Origin of the sequence: Chryseobacterium capnotolerans, from assembly GCF_021278965.1 — a bacterium.
Taxonomy (GTDB): Bacteria; Bacteroidota; Bacteroidia; order Flavobacteriales; family Weeksellaceae; genus Chryseobacterium; species Chryseobacterium capnotolerans.
The window spans coordinates 23718-40064 of the sequence record NZ_CP065589.1 but is presented as its reverse complement, the minus strand read 5'-3'; the positions used below and the strand labels follow the sequence as shown (position 1 = coordinate 40064).

General features: G+C 36.3%; 13 protein-coding genes and 1 pseudogene. 9 read left to right on the top strand and 5 right to left on the bottom strand.

The genetic code is table 11. The annotated features are described in order from the left end of the window. Positions 1–212: 212 nt before the first annotated feature. Complete coding sequence (locus H5J24_RS00155) at positions 213–464, bottom strand: type B 50S ribosomal protein L31 (RefSeq protein ID WP_027375398.1); 252 nt, start codon at positions 462–464, stop codon at positions 213–215. A gap of 181 nt (positions 465–645) precedes the next feature. Between H5J24_RS00155 and H5J24_RS00150 the strand changes: the two genes are divergently transcribed. The 7 genes and pseudogenes from H5J24_RS00150 to H5J24_RS00120 all read left to right on the top strand — a co-directional run bounded on the left by H5J24_RS00150 (position 646) and on the right by H5J24_RS00120 (position 6177). Continuing rightward, positions 646–2055, top strand: a complete 1410-nt coding sequence (locus H5J24_RS00150; RefSeq protein ID WP_068944980.1) for a hypothetical protein — start codon at positions 646–648, stop codon at positions 2053–2055. Then, a complete protein-coding gene (locus H5J24_RS00145) occupies positions 2055–2381 on the top strand; it encodes a nucleotide pyrophosphohydrolase (protein WP_047385875.1) in 327 nt (108 codons plus the stop codon). The genes H5J24_RS00150 and H5J24_RS00145 overlap by 1 nt, the downstream gene beginning before the upstream one ends. Positions 2382–2456: 75 nt before the next feature. After that, a pseudogene (locus H5J24_RS00140) lies at positions 2457–3682 on the top strand (3-phosphoshikimate 1-carboxyvinyltransferase). A gap of 85 nt (positions 3683–3767) precedes the next feature. After that, on the top strand, positions 3768–4259 hold the full coding sequence (locus H5J24_RS00135) for a hypothetical protein (RefSeq protein ID WP_232815952.1): 492 nt from the start codon (positions 3768–3770) through the stop codon (positions 4257–4259). Between the two features lie 13 nt (positions 4260–4272). Beyond that, complete coding sequence (locus tag H5J24_RS00130) at positions 4273–4503, top strand: hypothetical protein (protein ID WP_232815951.1); 231 nt, start codon at positions 4273–4275, stop codon at positions 4501–4503. A 47-nt stretch (positions 4504–4550) separates the two neighbouring features. Next, positions 4551–4952 (top strand): hypothetical protein, encoded by a 402-nt coding sequence (locus H5J24_RS00125; RefSeq protein WP_232815950.1) that lies wholly within the window; start codon positions 4551–4553, stop codon positions 4950–4952. 271 nt (positions 4953–5223) lie between these two features. Beyond that, on the top strand, positions 5224–6177 hold the full coding sequence (locus H5J24_RS00120; protein ID WP_068944984.1) for a phosphatidylinositol-specific phospholipase C: 954 nt from the start codon (positions 5224–5226) through the stop codon (positions 6175–6177). Between the two features lie 342 nt (positions 6178–6519). Here the strand turns inward: H5J24_RS00120 and H5J24_RS00115 are convergent, their stop codons facing one another. The 4 genes from H5J24_RS00115 to H5J24_RS00100 all read right to left on the bottom strand — a co-directional run bounded on the left by H5J24_RS00115 (position 6520) and on the right by H5J24_RS00100 (position 12770). Further along, the gene (locus H5J24_RS00115) at positions 6520–8346 is read right to left on the bottom strand and encodes an alkaline phosphatase (protein WP_068945235.1); all 1827 of its coding nucleotides are present in this window, start codon (positions 8344–8346) and stop codon (positions 6520–6522) included. Positions 8347–8487: 141 nt separating this feature from the next. Next, positions 8488–9996, bottom strand: a complete 1509-nt coding sequence (locus tag H5J24_RS00110) for a RagB/SusD family nutrient uptake outer membrane protein (RefSeq protein WP_068944985.1) — start codon at positions 9994–9996, stop codon at positions 8488–8490. A gap of 27 nt (positions 9997–10023) precedes the next feature. After that, positions 10024–10560, bottom strand: coding sequence for a hypothetical protein (locus tag H5J24_RS00105; RefSeq protein WP_232815949.1), 537 nt, complete (start codon positions 10558–10560; stop codon positions 10024–10026). Continuing rightward, positions 10557–12770, bottom strand: coding sequence for a SusC/RagA family TonB-linked outer membrane protein (locus tag H5J24_RS00100; protein WP_232815948.1), 2214 nt, complete (start codon positions 12768–12770; stop codon positions 10557–10559). Before H5J24_RS00100 ends, H5J24_RS00105 begins: the two co-directional genes overlap by 4 nt. Positions 12771–13321: 551 nt before the next feature. Between H5J24_RS00100 and H5J24_RS00095 the strand changes: the two genes are divergently transcribed. Both H5J24_RS00095 and H5J24_RS00090 read left to right on the top strand, forming a co-directional pair. Then, entirely contained in the window at positions 13322–14116 is a 795-nt protein-coding gene (locus tag H5J24_RS00095) for an SDR family oxidoreductase (protein WP_068944987.1), read from the top strand. Positions 14117–14215: 99 nt separating this feature from the next. Continuing rightward, positions 14216–15820, top strand: a complete 1605-nt coding sequence (locus H5J24_RS00090; RefSeq protein WP_068944988.1) for an autotransporter assembly complex protein TamA — start codon at positions 14216–14218, stop codon at positions 15818–15820. Positions 15821–16347 lie beyond the last annotated feature (527 nt).

The window sequence follows — 16347 nt, the reverse complement described above, 5'->3', positions numbered from 1 at the left end:
GAACAAAAATACAAAAAAGATGAGAGAAGTTGAGATAGAAGATCGAAGATAATAGATTGATAGATAATAGACGGATAGATAATAGACTAAGAGATGGAAGACGATACTGTGAATTCATCTTTCCTTAATTTATAACTCTTATCATTTATCTTTTAACCACAAAAAAGCCTTCCAAAAAATTGAAAGGCTTTCATATTTTGAGTATACAAAAATTACTTAGCGAATTTTTTGTATTTGTTCATGAACTTATCAACTCTACCTGCAGTGTCAACTAATTTCACTTTACCAGTGTAGAAAGGGTGAGAAGTTGAAGAGATTTCCATTTTGATTAGTGGATACTCTTGTCCTTCGAACTCAATAGTATCTTTTGTTTCTGCAGTAGATTTGCAAAGAAACACCTCGTCGTTACTCATATCTTTGAAAACAACAAGTCTATAATTTTCTGGGTGGATTCCGTTTTTCATAATGCTATTTTTAAAAAATTAAAGTTTGCTTTCGAAATAGTAATGGATATTTCTCTGCTAATTTTAGGTTGCAAAAGTACAACTTTTTTCTAATATCCAAATACTGAATTCAATATTTTTTTCATGATAAGAAATTCAAAGTATTTTCGTTAAATTTGGAACTTACTAAACATTAATTTCAATGAAATTCAAATTATTACTGGCTTTTTCTTTCTGGATGCTCCTCGTAACAGTATCATGTAATAAGGATGATATTACCTTTGATGCCCCTTCGCAACAGCTGAGATTTTCAAGAGATACTGTATTTTGCGATACAGTTTATCATCAGGTGCGTTCAGAGACCTATGTAGTAAAGGTGTATAATAATGAAGATAAAGATGTTCTGATCCCAAGAATAAATCTTGAAAAAGGAGCGGCATCATTATACAGAATAAATGTAGATGGAAAGCCGGGACATGATTTTAAAGATGTTCCTTTAAGAAAAAAAGACAGTCTGTATATCTATGTAGAAATTGCTCCTCAGGCCACAGGGCCCGAAGCTATTGCTGAAGACAAAGTGATTTTCACCGGACCAGCCGGACAACAGCATGTGACTCTATTCTCAGTTGTTCAGGATGCTGAATTCTTTATTCAGACTCCCACGAACCCCAATGTGATTACTTCTTCTACAACATGGAACAATAATAAAGCGAAAATCATCTACGGAGATCTTACCATAGATCCTAATGTCACACTGGATATAGATCCGGGAACCAAAGTTTATTTTCACAAAAACAGTGGAATGAAGGTTTCTAAAAATGCAGTTTTAAATATTAACGGAACACTGGACAATCAGGTAATTCTTCGTGGTGACAGAAATGACCCTTATTATGATACCATTTCTAAAAACTGGAATTCTATCAAAATGGAACCCAACTCTATTCTAAATATGAACCATGCAAGGTTATTTGGCGGAACCAGAGGTCTTGAAATGAACCAGACAACAGCCAATATCAACAATTCATTTATTCATACTTTCTTTGAATATGGTATGTATGCGGTAAACTCTACTGTAACTGCCAAAAATTTAGTAATGAATAATGCTGGTTTATCATGTATCGGGATCTTCAAAGGTGGAAAACACAACTATACTCATGCCACTATTGCCAACTATTCTAAATCTATTGAATCGTTTGACAGAAAAGGAATTTTCGTAACAAATGAGTGGAAAAATGCTGCCGGGCAGACAGAACAGGGTGCTTTACAACAATTTAACTTATATAACAGTATTGTATATTCTGACCGAGAAAATTCGGTTCAGTTTGAACAAACACCGGGACAGCAATTTGAATATTTCATTCAAAACTGTCTGTTAAAATATTCCAGTACTTCCGAAGCTGGTTTTACCTTCGACAATAATGTGAATGTGGTGCAGAGCATCAAAAATACAGATCCGCAGTTCATGAATTATTTCGCTGCAAAAATGAATCTAAGGGTAAAAACCACCTCTCCGGCTAAAGGAAAAGGAGATCCTGTAATAGCAGGCACTCTGCCTTTTGATATTGTGAATGAATCTAGAACTCCTAATCCAACTATCGGAGCTTATCAATAATGGAAATTACTCAATTACAACAGCAGGTTGACGAATGGATCAAAACCATCGGTGTAAGATATTTTAATGAACTGACCAATATGGCTATGCTGACTGAGGAAGTGGGTGAAGTGGCAAGAATCATCGCCAGAAGATATGGTGAACAGAGTGAAAAGGAAAGTGATAAAACCAAAGACCTTGGTGAGGAACTGGCAGATGTACTTTTTGTTACCTTATGTCTGGCTAATCAAACCGGAGTTAATCTACAGGATGCTTTTGACAGAAAAATGAAAATCAAAACAGATCGTGATAAAGACCGTCATCAAAATAATGAAAAATTAAAATAAGATTCCTGAGATCAGATTCCAGATGTCTATAGAAGTATTTGAAATCTGATCTCAGGCTTGAAATATGAAGAAATAATGAAGAAGCTAGAAAAATCAACATTAATAGGAAATAAAACAGTACAGATCAGCGGTTCGAAAAGTATTTCGAATCGTTTATTGATTCTGGAAAGTCTGTTTAGTAATATAAAAATCGGAAATTTATCCAATTCCCAGGATACTCAGCTGCTAAAAAAGGCATTATCTGAGGTTACCGATGTGGTAGACATTCACCATGCAGGAACAGCCATGCGTTTTCTTACGTCCTACTACTCTATCCAGGATGGAAAAACAACGATCCTTACCGGTTCCGGAAGAATGAAGGAAAGACCTATCAAAAATCTGGTAAGTGCCTTGAAAGATCTTGGTGCTGAGATTGAGTATATGGAGAATGAAGGATTTCCTCCTTTAAAAATTACAGGAAAAAGATTACGCAGACTTCTGTGAATGTTCCTGCGAATATTTCCAGCCAGTTTATTACCTCTCTGCTTCTTATTGCAGGAAAACTTGAAAACGGATTGGAGATTCATCTTGTGGGTGAAGTGACTTCAAGATCTTATATTGAAATGACTCTTGATATTCTTACAAGATTCGGGATTCAAAACAGTTTTGAAGGAAATACAATTAAAGTAGCTCCTTTCACTCCGGATCATGAAGCTTCCACCAAAAGCTATGAAGTGGAAAGCGACTGGAGTTCGGCTTCTTACTTCTACTCGATCTGTGCATTGGGAAGAGAGACTATTCACCTAAAGAGCTTTTACAAAGAATCTACACAGGGAGATTCTGCCATTGCAAAAATCTATAAGGATTTCTTCGGCATTAAAACAACCTACTCTGAAGCTGAACACAAACTGACTTTGGAGCCTCAGCCTGATTTTTCTTTCCCTGAAAAAATTGTTTTGGATATGAACAACTGCCCGGATATTGCACAAACACTTTGTGTAACAGCAGCTGCATTGAAAATCCCTTTTGAAATTTCAGGATTGGGAACATTAAGAGTAAAAGAAACAGACAGACTTCAGGCTTTATATAATGAACTGAAAAAACTGGGTACTGAAACAGAAATCACTGATTTAACCATTGAGTCTGTAAGTTTCGGAGAACCTGAGAAACATATTTCAATCAAAACATATCAGGATCACAGAATGGCGATGAGTTTTGCGCCTTACTGTCTGATCGGAGAACTGTCTATTGAAGATGAAGATGTAGTGGAAAAATCTTACCCGGTGTTTTGGGAAGATCTTGCCAGTGTAATGACAAAATAATTTGAAAATCTCATCATGTGGTAATTTGAGGATGAATCATTGTATTTTCTCAAATGACCACATGATCTAAAAACTACACCCAATCATGAAAAAATTTCTGATCTTATTTGCCTTGGCAGTTCCTCTGTCAATTTGGGCACAATATCTCCTTCCTAATGAAGAAATCATATACTCCTTTGAAACAAAGAATGGAAAGAAGAAGGTGGTATTGGTAAAAGATAAAAAAGATGCCTATATCCAATATCGTTTCGGAAACAAAAATAAAGTAGAAATGGAATTTCCTTCAGAAAAAACCAAAGATAGCTGGAAACAGTTTAGCTACAGATCTTATATGAGAGGCGGCGGAAAACAAAATGCAGGAATGGAGCTTAATTATCTTTCATTTGCTAATAATGGCTATCAATATCAGTTATATAAATCTTATTATGCTGAAGACGAATCCTATTCCACAGGAATTACGGTAACTGATGCTAAAGGAAAGGAAACTGATATTACAGGAATTTACAAAACGATCAAAGGCTGCCTGTGTACTTTGAGTGATTCGAACCTCATCGTAAAGGAAGACACTGGATTATAACATCAAAATCTTTATGAAAAAACTGCTTTCTTTTATTATCATCTTATTTTTCACGATCTCTTATGCTCAAAACCTGAAGAATTTTACTGTTCCCAGAGGTTATAAAAAGGTAACTGAGGTAAAAGGAGATTTGGATAAAGATGGAAAAGATGAAACGGTTATTGTATTTGATACAGGCAAAACTGTATCTGACTATGAAAGCACATCCGGAAAAAGGATTATAAAAGAGTCTTCTATATCTTAAAAAACGAACAGGGACAATTTAAAATCTGGAAAGAGAATTCCAGCCTATTGTATTCAAGCGGCCTAGGCTTCTATCCTGAAGATAATATTCTTAACATCCAGATAAAAAATAATTGTCTGGTGGTGGAGCAGAGTTTTTTCAGCAATTCAAGGCATACTCAGATTAATAAACATACCTTCAGGTTTCAGAACGGTGATTTTTACCTAATTGGCTCATATGATAATTTTGCAGACACCTGTGATTTTAATTTTACCCAGGAAATTAATTTCTCCACCGGAAAAGTAATTGTAGACAGAGAATATTCATCATGTGATGATGAAGCAAAAATACCGGAAAACGTTTATAAAGAATTCATCCATAAGTTTAAACCTCTTATTAAAATGAATGATTTTAAAATAGGAGAGCATAAGTTCAAGATTCCGGGAATGAAGGAAGATTTTGTTTTCTAAGAAGGGAGCAGGATGATGGAAGCTGGAGGCTAACTATCCTGGAAAAGCTATAATAGACTTTTGATCTACTATTTCAGTATAAATAAAATGAAAACAGCTCATTCTCAACTTAAAGAGCTTCCCTCTTCCCGCCTTTCAACACAACAACTTAATCATCTCTTAAAACTAAGTTAACTCCTCATTACTTGACATATTCTTAATTTTAGCTACCATTAAAATATAAACTATGTTCAAGCACCCAATCAAATACGTAAAATTTTTTACGCTTAGTATGGCCACAGCAGCTGTATTCTATTCATGCGCTGAAGGAATGGCAGAAAGAGATTCTAATGAAACAGGTCTGACCTCTGCAAACAAAGCAAACTATAAAATAGCTTCATTGGCACCTGTACAAATGAACAGCTGGATGGCTGGTCTTCAGGATAATATTTCAATTTCAAAAATTTCAATCCCCGGAACACACGATTCCGGAGCACGTATAGATGCCCCTGTAATTTCAGGAACAGCCAAAACACAGGACCTCAGTATTGCTGAACAGTTAAATGCAGGAGTTCGATTTCTTGATATCCGCTGCAGACATATTGATAATTCATTTACCATTCATCATGGTGCTATTTACCAGAATTTGAATTTCGACGATGTCCTGAATGCCTGTTATGCATTTCTGGAAAGTCATCCATCTGAAACCATCATCATGTCTGTAAAAGAAGAACATGATCCTTCCAACACTACAAGAAGTTTTGAAAGTACTTTCGATTCCTACGTACAGAAAAATCCTTCAAAATGGAATCTTGGAACAAACATTCCTACTCTTGGAGAAGTAAGAGGAAAAATCAGATTGCTTAGACGATTCCCTACACAAGCTGCTAAAGGAATCAATGCGACTTCATGGGCTGATAATACAACCTTTGAAATTAATAATCCAGGGGCTCAGCTTAAGGTTCAGGATTATTATAAAGTTACTAATAATGATGATAAATGGAACGGAATTTCAACCCTGTTCAATGATGCCAAGAACAGCAACAGTGATAGACTTTTCATCAACTTCACCAGTGGCTACAAACCGGGAATCTTTGGAATTCCAAGCATTCCTACCGTTTCCAACGCAATCAACCCGAAACTTAAAACATTCTTCCAAAGTAATACAAAAGGATCGTATGGAATTATGCCTATTGATTTTGTAAATGCTGAACTGGCAGAGCTGATTGTAAAGACTAATTTTTAGAATAGTTAAATATAAATTGTAGTAGTAAAGCTGTCTCTTTCTTGGGATAGCTTTTTTATTTATTCTCGCGGATTATGCAGATTGAGCAGATGTTACTGTAAAATAGGTGTGAGAATATCATATGAAAATGTTTAACCACAAAAGGCACAAAAGTTTTAAACCCTTAAGTCAATTTTAAGTGATAAGCTTTGTGTATAGAAAGTACACTACAGCTTTGAAAATCTTATGACTTTCAGTGACTGTTTTTATACTGTGATATTTGTAAAAGTAAAAATGTAGTCTTTAGCTATTAAATATTAAAGACTACATTTTTTATTAAGAATTATGGTTGATTGAATTCAACTATTTTTCAAAGCCGTAAGCGGCCATGATTTTATTGAAAATTTCTGTATTTTCAAACAGTCCTGTAAACTCTTTGGAATTCGGACCATAGGCAAAAACACTTGCGGGAATAGAAGTATGGTCATTGGTACTGAAATTTCCAAATATCCAACCGTCTTTCAGACTTCCATCTAAAAGCGTTAATCCACCAGTTTCATGATCACCCACAACTACAACCAGCGTTTCTTTATTTTCATCTGCAAACTTCATAGCCTTTCCTACTACATGATCAAAGTCTAGTAATTCGGTAACCAGCTGTTCTATATTATTGCTGTGCCCGCCGCCATCAGTTTGGGAAGCTTCCACCATCATAAAGAATCCTTTTTTATTATTCTTCAAATCATTCAAAGTAACATCAAAGGCATCAGCCAGCCAGTTTCCTCTTCCGTTTGTGATTCTTTGTGAAGCCAGAGGATCAATAACCAGTGTTCTGTTGTTGATTTTCTCTGCAGATTTCAGGCTGTGATAAATATCTACTTTAGCCTCTTTCAATTGCTGCTCTGTGTCTTGAGTTAACCCACTGGTGGGACCTCCGATAAGAATTTTAGCCTTAGAAGAAGCAAAGTCTTTCAGAATAGGTTCAGAGCTGTTTCTGTTATCAGAATGGGCATAAAAATCGGCAGGAGTTGCATCCGTTACATCACCGGTAGAGATCAATCCGGATACCAATCCTTTTGCAGCAATAATATCTGGAATCTGTGCTAAAGCTTTTCCAGCTCCATCTACCCCTACAAATGTATTTTTTGTTTTTACTCCTGTAGAAAATGCTGTAGATCCCGGTGCTGAATCGGTAATATAGGCGTTTGATGAATTGGTTTTAGATAACCCTGTGGATTTCATATTGAATACATTCAGCTTTCCTTTATTGGCCGTAAAAGCAGCGTAGTATTGAGGAAGAGAAGTACCGTCTGGAATCAAAAGAATTACATTTTTTACTTTTTTGCTGATTCCGTCCGTTTTATAGGTTGGAGTATAAGCTGCATATTCCTTGGTATTTTTATAGAAATTCCTTGGAATGGTATTCATGAATTTTTTAAGATCCGGAATATGATCGGTATTGATGTAATCTACTCCCATATCCATCAGGTTTACCCAGGCATTAGGAAAATCAGGAGCACCATAGAAGCGCATTGGTTTTTGCTGAGCATGCGCTTTATCCACAGCTTTTTTGATTTTCTCCGTTTCTTCATCTCTAGGAATTCCTTTTCCATTCCATTTTACCAGTTCTGGCAAATCTGCACTGAACATTCCAACTCTTTTTAACTGATCTGCGGAATAGTCTTTATTCAGGTCTCCATCAAAATAAAGATAATTGGGATAGTTTTTAAAGTCAACCGGCTGAGGTCTTCCACCCGTGATTACTATCTTTACTCCTGAATTGTTAGTAATTTCAGGATATTTTTTCAATGTATTAACCAAAGCTGTTAAGCTTGTTTTATAATCCTGTTTGATATCAATCAACAACTGGAGCTTTTTGTTCGCATCCTTATAAATATTCCCTTTATTCAGTTTGATCTGTTTTGCAATATTATCCAGATAAAGGTTTTCCAGCGTTCTGTCTGCGGAAAGTTCTTTTTCTGTATGGGCCACCCAAAGCTTTCCTTTCACCAGAAAAACATCTGCTTCAATAGAACCGAAGTTGGCATAATATGCCTGCCAAAAAGGAATCTCCTGCATATAATCATTGTGAGAATGGGCATTTCCCACATTATAATTCAAATAATTTTGTGCCTGGTTTTCAGAGAAAACTGCCAGGGCCAGCAAACCCAATATTTTTGATAGTTTCATTCGTAAATTTTTATGGTTTTTGTAGGCTAAATAGAATATCACTCCTATCATTAACATGGTTATTCTATATTTCCTTTTAAAACACAATATCATCACAGAGGTCCTGCAATGATACCGTGACTGATAGATAAGATTAAAATTTTACCAACCTTCGTTTTGTTTAATAACACCGTGGCTGTTTACAATCTCCACCTGTGGTACCGCCCAAACATTATGAACTGCTGGATTAAAGTTTCTGGCTGCCCAAGCTTCTTTTCCATCCATGCCATGAAGAGGCTTAGCATAGGTTGCCTGTGCGTCTCCCCAACGGACAAGGTCTCTGTGTCTGTCTGCCCATTCACCGGCAAGCTCACAACGTCTTTCATGTTTCAGATCTGCCATAGTATAACCGCTTTTCAAAGTAAGGCCAGCGCGTTTTCTGATCATATTGATTTCCTGATCTGCAGGTTTATTCTGCATAAGTAATGCTTCCGCTTTTATAAGGATTACCTCAGCATAACGCATAATAGGAACTGCAAGGTCTGTACAAGGGTAATCTCCATTAGCATTTACATGCCCCTCTTTAAATGGATATTTGAATGCATCCATATACTTATTAAACTGAGCTTTTGTAAGGGAATTAGATGTAGCATATGTTCTTACCGCTCCATCAAAGGTAAACTGATCCCCTTCTTTAAGGATAGTCACACTTCTTCTAAGGTCTCCGGCTTCGTATTCATCATACAATTCTTTTGTAGGCTGGAAGTATCCCCAACCATTATATTTCCCCCAACCTTTGTTTTCCAGCATTACCCCCGGAAGGATACTTCCTACTCCATTAAACTTAGTAGTACTTGGTACGGACCAGATATATTCTGAACTGTAATTATTTTCTGCTTTAAAAACATCGCCGAAATTATTCAACAGTTTTCTGTTTCCTTTGGTCATTACTTCATTTGCCCAATATTCTGCATTCTTCCAATCTTTCATAAACAGATATACTTTTGCCAGCAACGCCCAAGCTGCAGCTTTATGAGGCCTTCCATAATCTTTGGTTGGAAGTTCTTCCTGGCCAGGCAGTAATTCTGCTGCTTTTTTCAGATCATTTACAATGTAATTATAGTTCTCCATTACATTGGCAGCCCTTGGAATCGGGTTTGGATCCGGTTCTTTTGTACGGTCTATGATTGGAATGCCTGCTTTTTCATTTCCATAGCTGTAAGCCAATTCAAAATACATTCTGCTGCTCATAAACAGTGCCTCACCCAAATATTTGTTTTTTACAGCTTGTGAAGCCTGGACATTATCAATATTACGGATAACACGATTCGCAACACCAATTACTGTATATCTTTTGTTCCATTGTGTTTCCAGATCTCCGGCAGCAATATAATTACTGCTAAAATTCTTCACATTATCGGCTTCACTTTTTGATCTTCCTGTTACCATATCATCACTGGCATTAATAAACCAGAAAAACCCTCTTCCATAAAATTCGCTGTCAGAAAGCGGTTTATACATAGCATTAGCACCGGTAATCAAGTCATTTTCGTTTTTCCAGAAATTGGCTTCCGTGGGTGTCCCTTCCGGCTCTATGTTCAGTTCATTAGTACATGATAATACTGAAGCAGACAGCCCTGTTATTAAAATGATTGTATTGAAAATCTTCATCTTTTTACTTTTAAATTTGTTTTTAGATTAAAACCCGACTTCCAGTCCGAAAATAAATGAACGGGCCTGAGGATATCTTCCGGTATCTACACCATACGTTTCCATTCCCACTTCAGGGTCAAAACCTGTGTATTTGGTAATGGTAAACAAGTTATTGCTGGTAACATACACTCTGATTTTATTCACATCAAGTTTTTTGTAAAGTTCACGTGGTAATGAATATCCGACTGTAAGGTTTTTAAGCCTCAGATAAGAACCGTCTTCTACATAAAAATCGGATACTTTGGAATAATTACCACTTGGATCACCCTGCACCACTCTTGGAATATTGGTATTGGTATTCTGAGGAGTCCATGCATTCAGGATCTCTCTGTCCATGTTATAATTCTGTCCTGTTCCTCCCGGGTTTAATGAAATAAATTTCAATCCGTTGAATATTTTGTTCCCATAAACACCCTGGAAGAATAAGTTAAGGTCAAAATTTTTCCAGGTCATATTATAAGATAATCCGTAAGAGAATTTTGGATATGGATTTCCAAGGTTTACAAAATCATTATTATTCAATGCTCCTGTATTGCCTTCTTTTTCAGGAATTTAATATCTCCGGGTTTCGCATTAGGCTGAATAAGATTACCGTTAGCATCTTTATAATTATTGATTTCTGCCTGGCTCTGGAAAATCCCATCGGTCTTATAACCATAATAGGAATAAAGAGATTCGCCCACTTTTATACGGGTAGGTTTCAGAACTCCACGTACATTATTACTGTTGATAAAGATCTCATCTACATCGGCCAATTGCTTCACCGTATTTTTTAGTTGACTAAGAGTTGCTCCGATTGAATAGGTAAAATCTCCGGTATTTTTACCATTAAAATTAATTCCTATTTCATATCCTTTATCCTGAAATAATCCTGCATTTACATACTGATCTACATACGTTGCCGTACTCGGAAGGTTCACATTGAAAATTTGATCAGTTGATTTTTTCACGAAGTAATCAAACTGCACAGCAAGCCTGTTACGGAAGAAGGAAGCGTCCACCCCAAAGTTGGTTTGCTCTGATTTCCCCCATTTCAAATCCGGATTGGGCCTTGTTTTCGCATAATAAGCAATATTCTGTGCCGGGTCCTGTCCGAAAATAATGTTATTATCACGGATCATCTGCGGATTTACTGCCTGGTAAGAAACCCCGCCAAGGTTTCCTAAAATACCATGACTTCCTCTTAATTTCAGGTTGGAGAGCCATACAATATCTTTCATGAAATTTTCTTTAGATACCATCCACGCTCCTGAAATTGAATAATAATCTGCAAAATGTTTTTCTTTAGAAACTAGAGATGTTCCATCTCTTCTTCCCAGTAAACTGATCATATATTTCCCGGCATAGTCATAGTTTACTCTTGCCAGATAAGAAGTTAAAGCACTTCTGTATTTATAACTTTCTGCTTCTTTATAAGTATCTGCAGCATTCTGAAGATATCGGAAGGCTTCCGCTTCACTTCTGAAATCAAAAGTTTTTGCCCGGAATCCGTCTTCGGTTGTTTTCTGGAACGTTAAACCTGCAAGGAAGTCAAAATTATGTTTACCCGTTGTAAATTTGTAAGTAAGGAGCTGTTCAGCAAGAGAAGTAGAAATATTATTGTTCTGATATTCCAAACTGTTGGTATCAAAGATCTTTCCTACCTCCAACACTCTGGAAGTAAATTCTTTTACATTCCCTATTTTAAAGGTTTGAGCAAAATTGGAGCGGAATTTCAAGTCCTTAGCCAGCGTAATTTCCATGTAAGGATTGAGCAAAATCTCATGGGTAGGATTTTGAATACTGATTCTTTTCAAATAAGCAACAGGGTTAATCATATCTCCATATCCGCCTGCTACATCAATCGGTAGTCCTGAAAAAGCTCCGGATGGAGTATAAACCGGAACGTTTGGCGGGTAATACATGGCGGCAACCAAAGCTCCTGTGTATCCATTCTTTGTATTGGCTGTGTTTCCGTCAGAATAGTTATAGTACATATTCTCTCCAATCGTCAACCAGTCTTTTACTTTGTGTTCAGAGTTTACCCTGAAATTATATCGTTTTGCCTGAGTGTTTAATAAAATTCCTTCAAGACTTCTATGGTTCATTCCCACGAAGAATCTGGATTTTTCATTTCCGCCATTAAGATTTACGTTGTATTCCTGAATAGTTCCTGTACGAAAGATCTCTTTCATCCAGTTGGTTCTGGTAATTCCTCCGTCAGCATATTTATCTGCATTGAAGGCTAAAGGAAGGTTATTCAGCTTTCCTGCATTCTCGTATGCCTGGCGCATTACATCCTGGAATTCAGCTGCATTTAAAGATTCTCTTAATTTCCATGCCTGGTTAATTCCGTATTTAACATCAAAATCTACTGTCAGAGTTCCTTTTTTACCTCTTTTAGTGGTGATCAGGATTACCCCTCCGGAAGACCTCGCTCCATAAATAGCTGCAGAAGCATCCTTAAGCACAGAAATATCCTGAATATCATTGGGGTTAATAGCAGGAGTTCCATTAAAAACTACTCCATCCACAACATAAAGAGGAGATTCACCATTCACCCCGCCCAAACCACGGATATTCACTTTGGGTGAGCCATTAGGATCTCCCCCTTCGTTCACAACAGTCACTCCGGGAGCCTTCCCCTGAAGAGCTTCTCCTACTCCTGATAAAGATCTGGAACTAAGTTTATCCAACGAAGCCTCCGTAACAGCGCCGGATACCTTACTTTTTTTCTGTGTTCCGTATCCCACAACAACAATCTCGTCAATGGATTTTTCTTTTAAGCTGTCTTTTTTTTTGAGAGAGGAACATCGGTGAAACTGAAATTGCACCAATAAGTAATACCCTACCCGTTAAGTATGTTACTGAGACAGGGATTTTAAATACATTCATGACATCCTTTTTAATTAGATGCAAAATTAGAACAGCCTTACCTCCTATTACATTAAGATTTTCTTATGTTTTTATTAAGAAATTTTAGTTTTCCCTTTCCTTGGATTCTTTATCAGGAAATTAAATCACTTTTTTCAATACTATAGAATCAAAAAATAACTATTCTATTAATATTCGATACACAACTGATATTAACTTTATTTTAAATTTATAACCCAACTGAGACAATAGACTATAATGAAAGTGTAGATTCACTTATTTTCCGCTGAAGTATTCCTGGATAATAAATCACAGACTTCCCTTTTCTTTTTTTACATTTGCTGAAAATAGATTTTCCTGCTTACCACCAATCAAAACTGATGCTTGATAAGCAAGAAAAATGAATATAATAATAAATCGTACGAATTAAATGACCATTATCATCACAGGAACCTCATCAGGAATTGGATTTGCTTTGGCCGAATATTTTGGTAAAAAAGGACACAAAGTATATGGTTTAAGCCGAAAATATACGGAAAGTCAATATTTCAAATCTATTCCAACAGATGTTACCGACAACACTGCCGTTAAGAATGCTGTTGCAGAAGTACTGAAATCTGAAACAAGAATTGATGTCCTTATCAACAATGCAGGAATGGGAATGGTAGGAGCTGTTGAGGATTCTACCCAAGAGGATATCCTTAAACTTTTCAGTCTTAATCTTGCCGGGCCTGTTCAAATGATGAGCGCCGTTCTTCCGACCATGAGAGCACACAAATTTGGAAAGATCATTAATGTATCCAGTATCGGTAGTGAGATGGGACTGCCATTCCGAGGATTCTATTCTGCTTCAAAATCTGCTTTGGATAAAGTAACGGAAGCAATGAGGTATGAAGTCTATCCATGGAATATTGAAGTATGTTCACTGCATTTAGGTGATATTAAAACTAATATTGCAGACAACAGAGTGATTGCCCAGGTTTCCCAACCCTATAAAAATGTTTTCGATAAAGTGTATGCCTTGATGAATTCTCATGTAGATGACGGAACTGAACCATTGGAGGTAGCAGAATACATTGAAAAACTTTTAGGGAAAAATAAATGGAAAGCTCATTATTATTTTGGTAAATTCGGGCAGAAAATCGGAGTTCCGTTGAAATGGATTCTTCCACAGGGAGTCTATGAAAATTTGATGAAGAAATATAATAAACTGGATAAAAATTAGTTGATTGATAGAACGCATTGTCATGCTGAACGAAATGAAATGCAGTGAAAAATCTTTTGTAATTTTTCACAAGCCTTCAACTTATATTCGAATGGCCCATTGAAATTATTTTTAAAAATATTTTTTGTCCTGTTCTGCGTTTTTACACAAGCGCAGAAAAAACAGTATTGGCTTATTGATACAGAAACCAAGGTTAGGAAGAAAGTAAAGGATTCAACTTCTGCTGTAAAGTTTCTGGATTCTTTAGCTCAAAACAATTATTTTTTCACTCAGCTGAAACAGGTAAAAGTAAAAGGAGACAGTACGGAGATTTTCTTTGACAAAGGGAAAAACTTTAATGAAACCTATGTAAACCTCTCAGATTCAATTGTCCAGAAACTGAAAGTTCAGAAGGATTTTTTTACAAAGAATTTAGATTCTACCAAGAAAAGCATCAATAAAAGTTATATTGATGACGGTTATTCTTTCAGCAGGATCAAATCGAAATATAAAGGCCAGAAAAATGGTTTTCCGGTTGTAGAACTTGACATCAACAAGAATGATAAAAGAACGATCAATGGTTTTGTTGTAAAAGGTTACGAAAGAGTTCCAAAAAGGTTCATTAAAAATCTTGAAAAGGAATTCAAAGGAAAAAACTATGATGATAAGAACTTACTGGCAATCAACAAAAGTTTTCAAAGTCATCCTTTTGTCATGCTGGATCGGCAGCCACAAACTTTATTCACCAAAGATTCTACCAATATTTACCTGTTCTTGCAGAAGAAAAAGACCAACACCTTTGATGGGGTCATTGGTTTTGGAAATGATAAGACAGATAAATTTACCTTAAATGGTACTATGAATGTGAACTTCAGGAATATGTTCAATGGTTTCGAGGCTATCAACCTTTACTGGCAGAGAAACCCGGACAGAGGGCAGACTTTTGATCTTCAGGTAGACATTCCTTATCTTTTCAAATCTAATGTCGGGATGAATACAAAGGTGAATATCTACAGACAGGATTCTACATTTGCCAATGTAAAATTCCTTCCCGCTTTTTATTACCACATCAATAACCGCAACAAAATTGGTCTCCGTGCCACATTGGAAACCTCAACCATTATAGATTCTTTATATGCCGCCGGAAAAGATTACAACAAAAAAGGGATCGGGATCTGGTTTGAAATGACTGAGCCTACCGATATTGATCTTTTTCTTTACAAAACAAGGATCAATGCCGGGTACGATTATTTAACAACCACTTATACCAAAGGAAATATAAAAGCGCCCCAGAACCAGTTTTATTTCTCCGGGGAGCATAATTATCATATTTCAGGAAACCATTTCCTCAATATCAAAGCAGAAGGAGCCATGATGGATTCTAAGATTGAATTTTCTGCCAACGAGCTTTACCGTTTTGGGGGATGGAATTCCATGCGGGGCTTCAATGAGAATTCTCTTGCCGCCGACTTCTATTATTATGGAGGTCTCGAATACCGATATCTCATAGGCAACCAGGCCTTCTTCGACCTCTTTGGGCAGTATGGGCAGCTCAATAATAAATCCCTGAATGTAAAACCTAAGCTCTACAGCGTTGGGCTTGGATTCAATTTCTTCATTCCGATCGGACTGATGAGTTTCCAGCTGTCCAATGGTAATGAGTTTGGAAATCCATTTAAATTCAATGATATAAAGATCCATTGGGGTATTCTGAGTAGATTTTAAGAGAGAAAGGAAGCTGGATGCAGGAAGCTTGAAGTTACTGTAAGGTTACTATTTTAAGTAGCAGCCTTGTGATAAAAAGCTAATAGAAAGTGTTTCAGTTATTTTAAAGACTTCAATAACTTCCATCCTCCCACTTCCCACTTCAAGCAATATAATCTAAAAATTCCTCCATTATCAAAAGCTAACAGAAAGTGTTTCAGTTATTTTAAAGACTTCAATAACTTCCATCCTCCCACTTCCCACTTCCAGCAATATAATCTAAAAATTCCTCCATTACCAAAAGCTAACAGAAAGTGTTTCAGTTATTTTAAAGACTTCAATAACTTCCATCCTCCCACTTCCCACTTCCAGCAATATAATCTAAAAATTCCTCCATTACCAAAAGCTAACAGAAAGTGTTTCAGTTATTTTAAAGACTTCAATAGCTCCCAGCATCTGACTTCCGGCTTCCAACCTTATATAATAAAACAGAAACAACGATATAACAAGCGTCTCTCATTTTACCATTTTATTAATTATTTCTGTTA

Excerpts from the sequence above, each read along its gene's own strand:
- H5J24_RS00155 (WP_027375398.1), bottom strand. The coding sequence starts at position 464 with ATGAAAAACGGAATCCACCCAGAAAATTATAGACTTGTTGTTTTCAAA.
- H5J24_RS00150 (WP_068944980.1), top strand. The coding sequence starts at position 646 with ATGAAATTCAAATTATTACTGGCTTTTTCTTTCTGGATGCTCCTCGTA.
- H5J24_RS00145 (WP_047385875.1), top strand. The coding sequence starts at position 2,055 with ATGGAAATTACTCAATTACAACAGCAGGTTGACGAATGGATCAAAACC.
- H5J24_RS00135 (WP_232815952.1), top strand. The coding sequence starts at position 3,768 with ATGAAAAAATTTCTGATCTTATTTGCCTTGGCAGTTCCTCTGTCAATT.
- H5J24_RS00130 (WP_232815951.1), top strand. The coding sequence starts at position 4,273 with ATGAAAAAACTGCTTTCTTTTATTATCATCTTATTTTTCACGATCTCT.
- H5J24_RS00120 (WP_068944984.1), top strand. The coding sequence starts at position 5,224 with ATGGCCACAGCAGCTGTATTCTATTCATGCGCTGAAGGAATGGCAGAA.
- H5J24_RS00115 (WP_068945235.1), bottom strand. The coding sequence starts at position 8,346 with ATGAAACTATCAAAAATATTGGGTTTGCTGGCCCTGGCAGTTTTCTCT.
- H5J24_RS00110 (WP_068944985.1), bottom strand. The coding sequence starts at position 9,996 with ATGAAGATTTTCAATACAATCATTTTAATAACAGGGCTGTCTGCTTCA.
- H5J24_RS00095 (WP_068944987.1), top strand. The coding sequence starts at position 13,322 with ATGACCATTATCATCACAGGAACCTCATCAGGAATTGGATTTGCTTTG.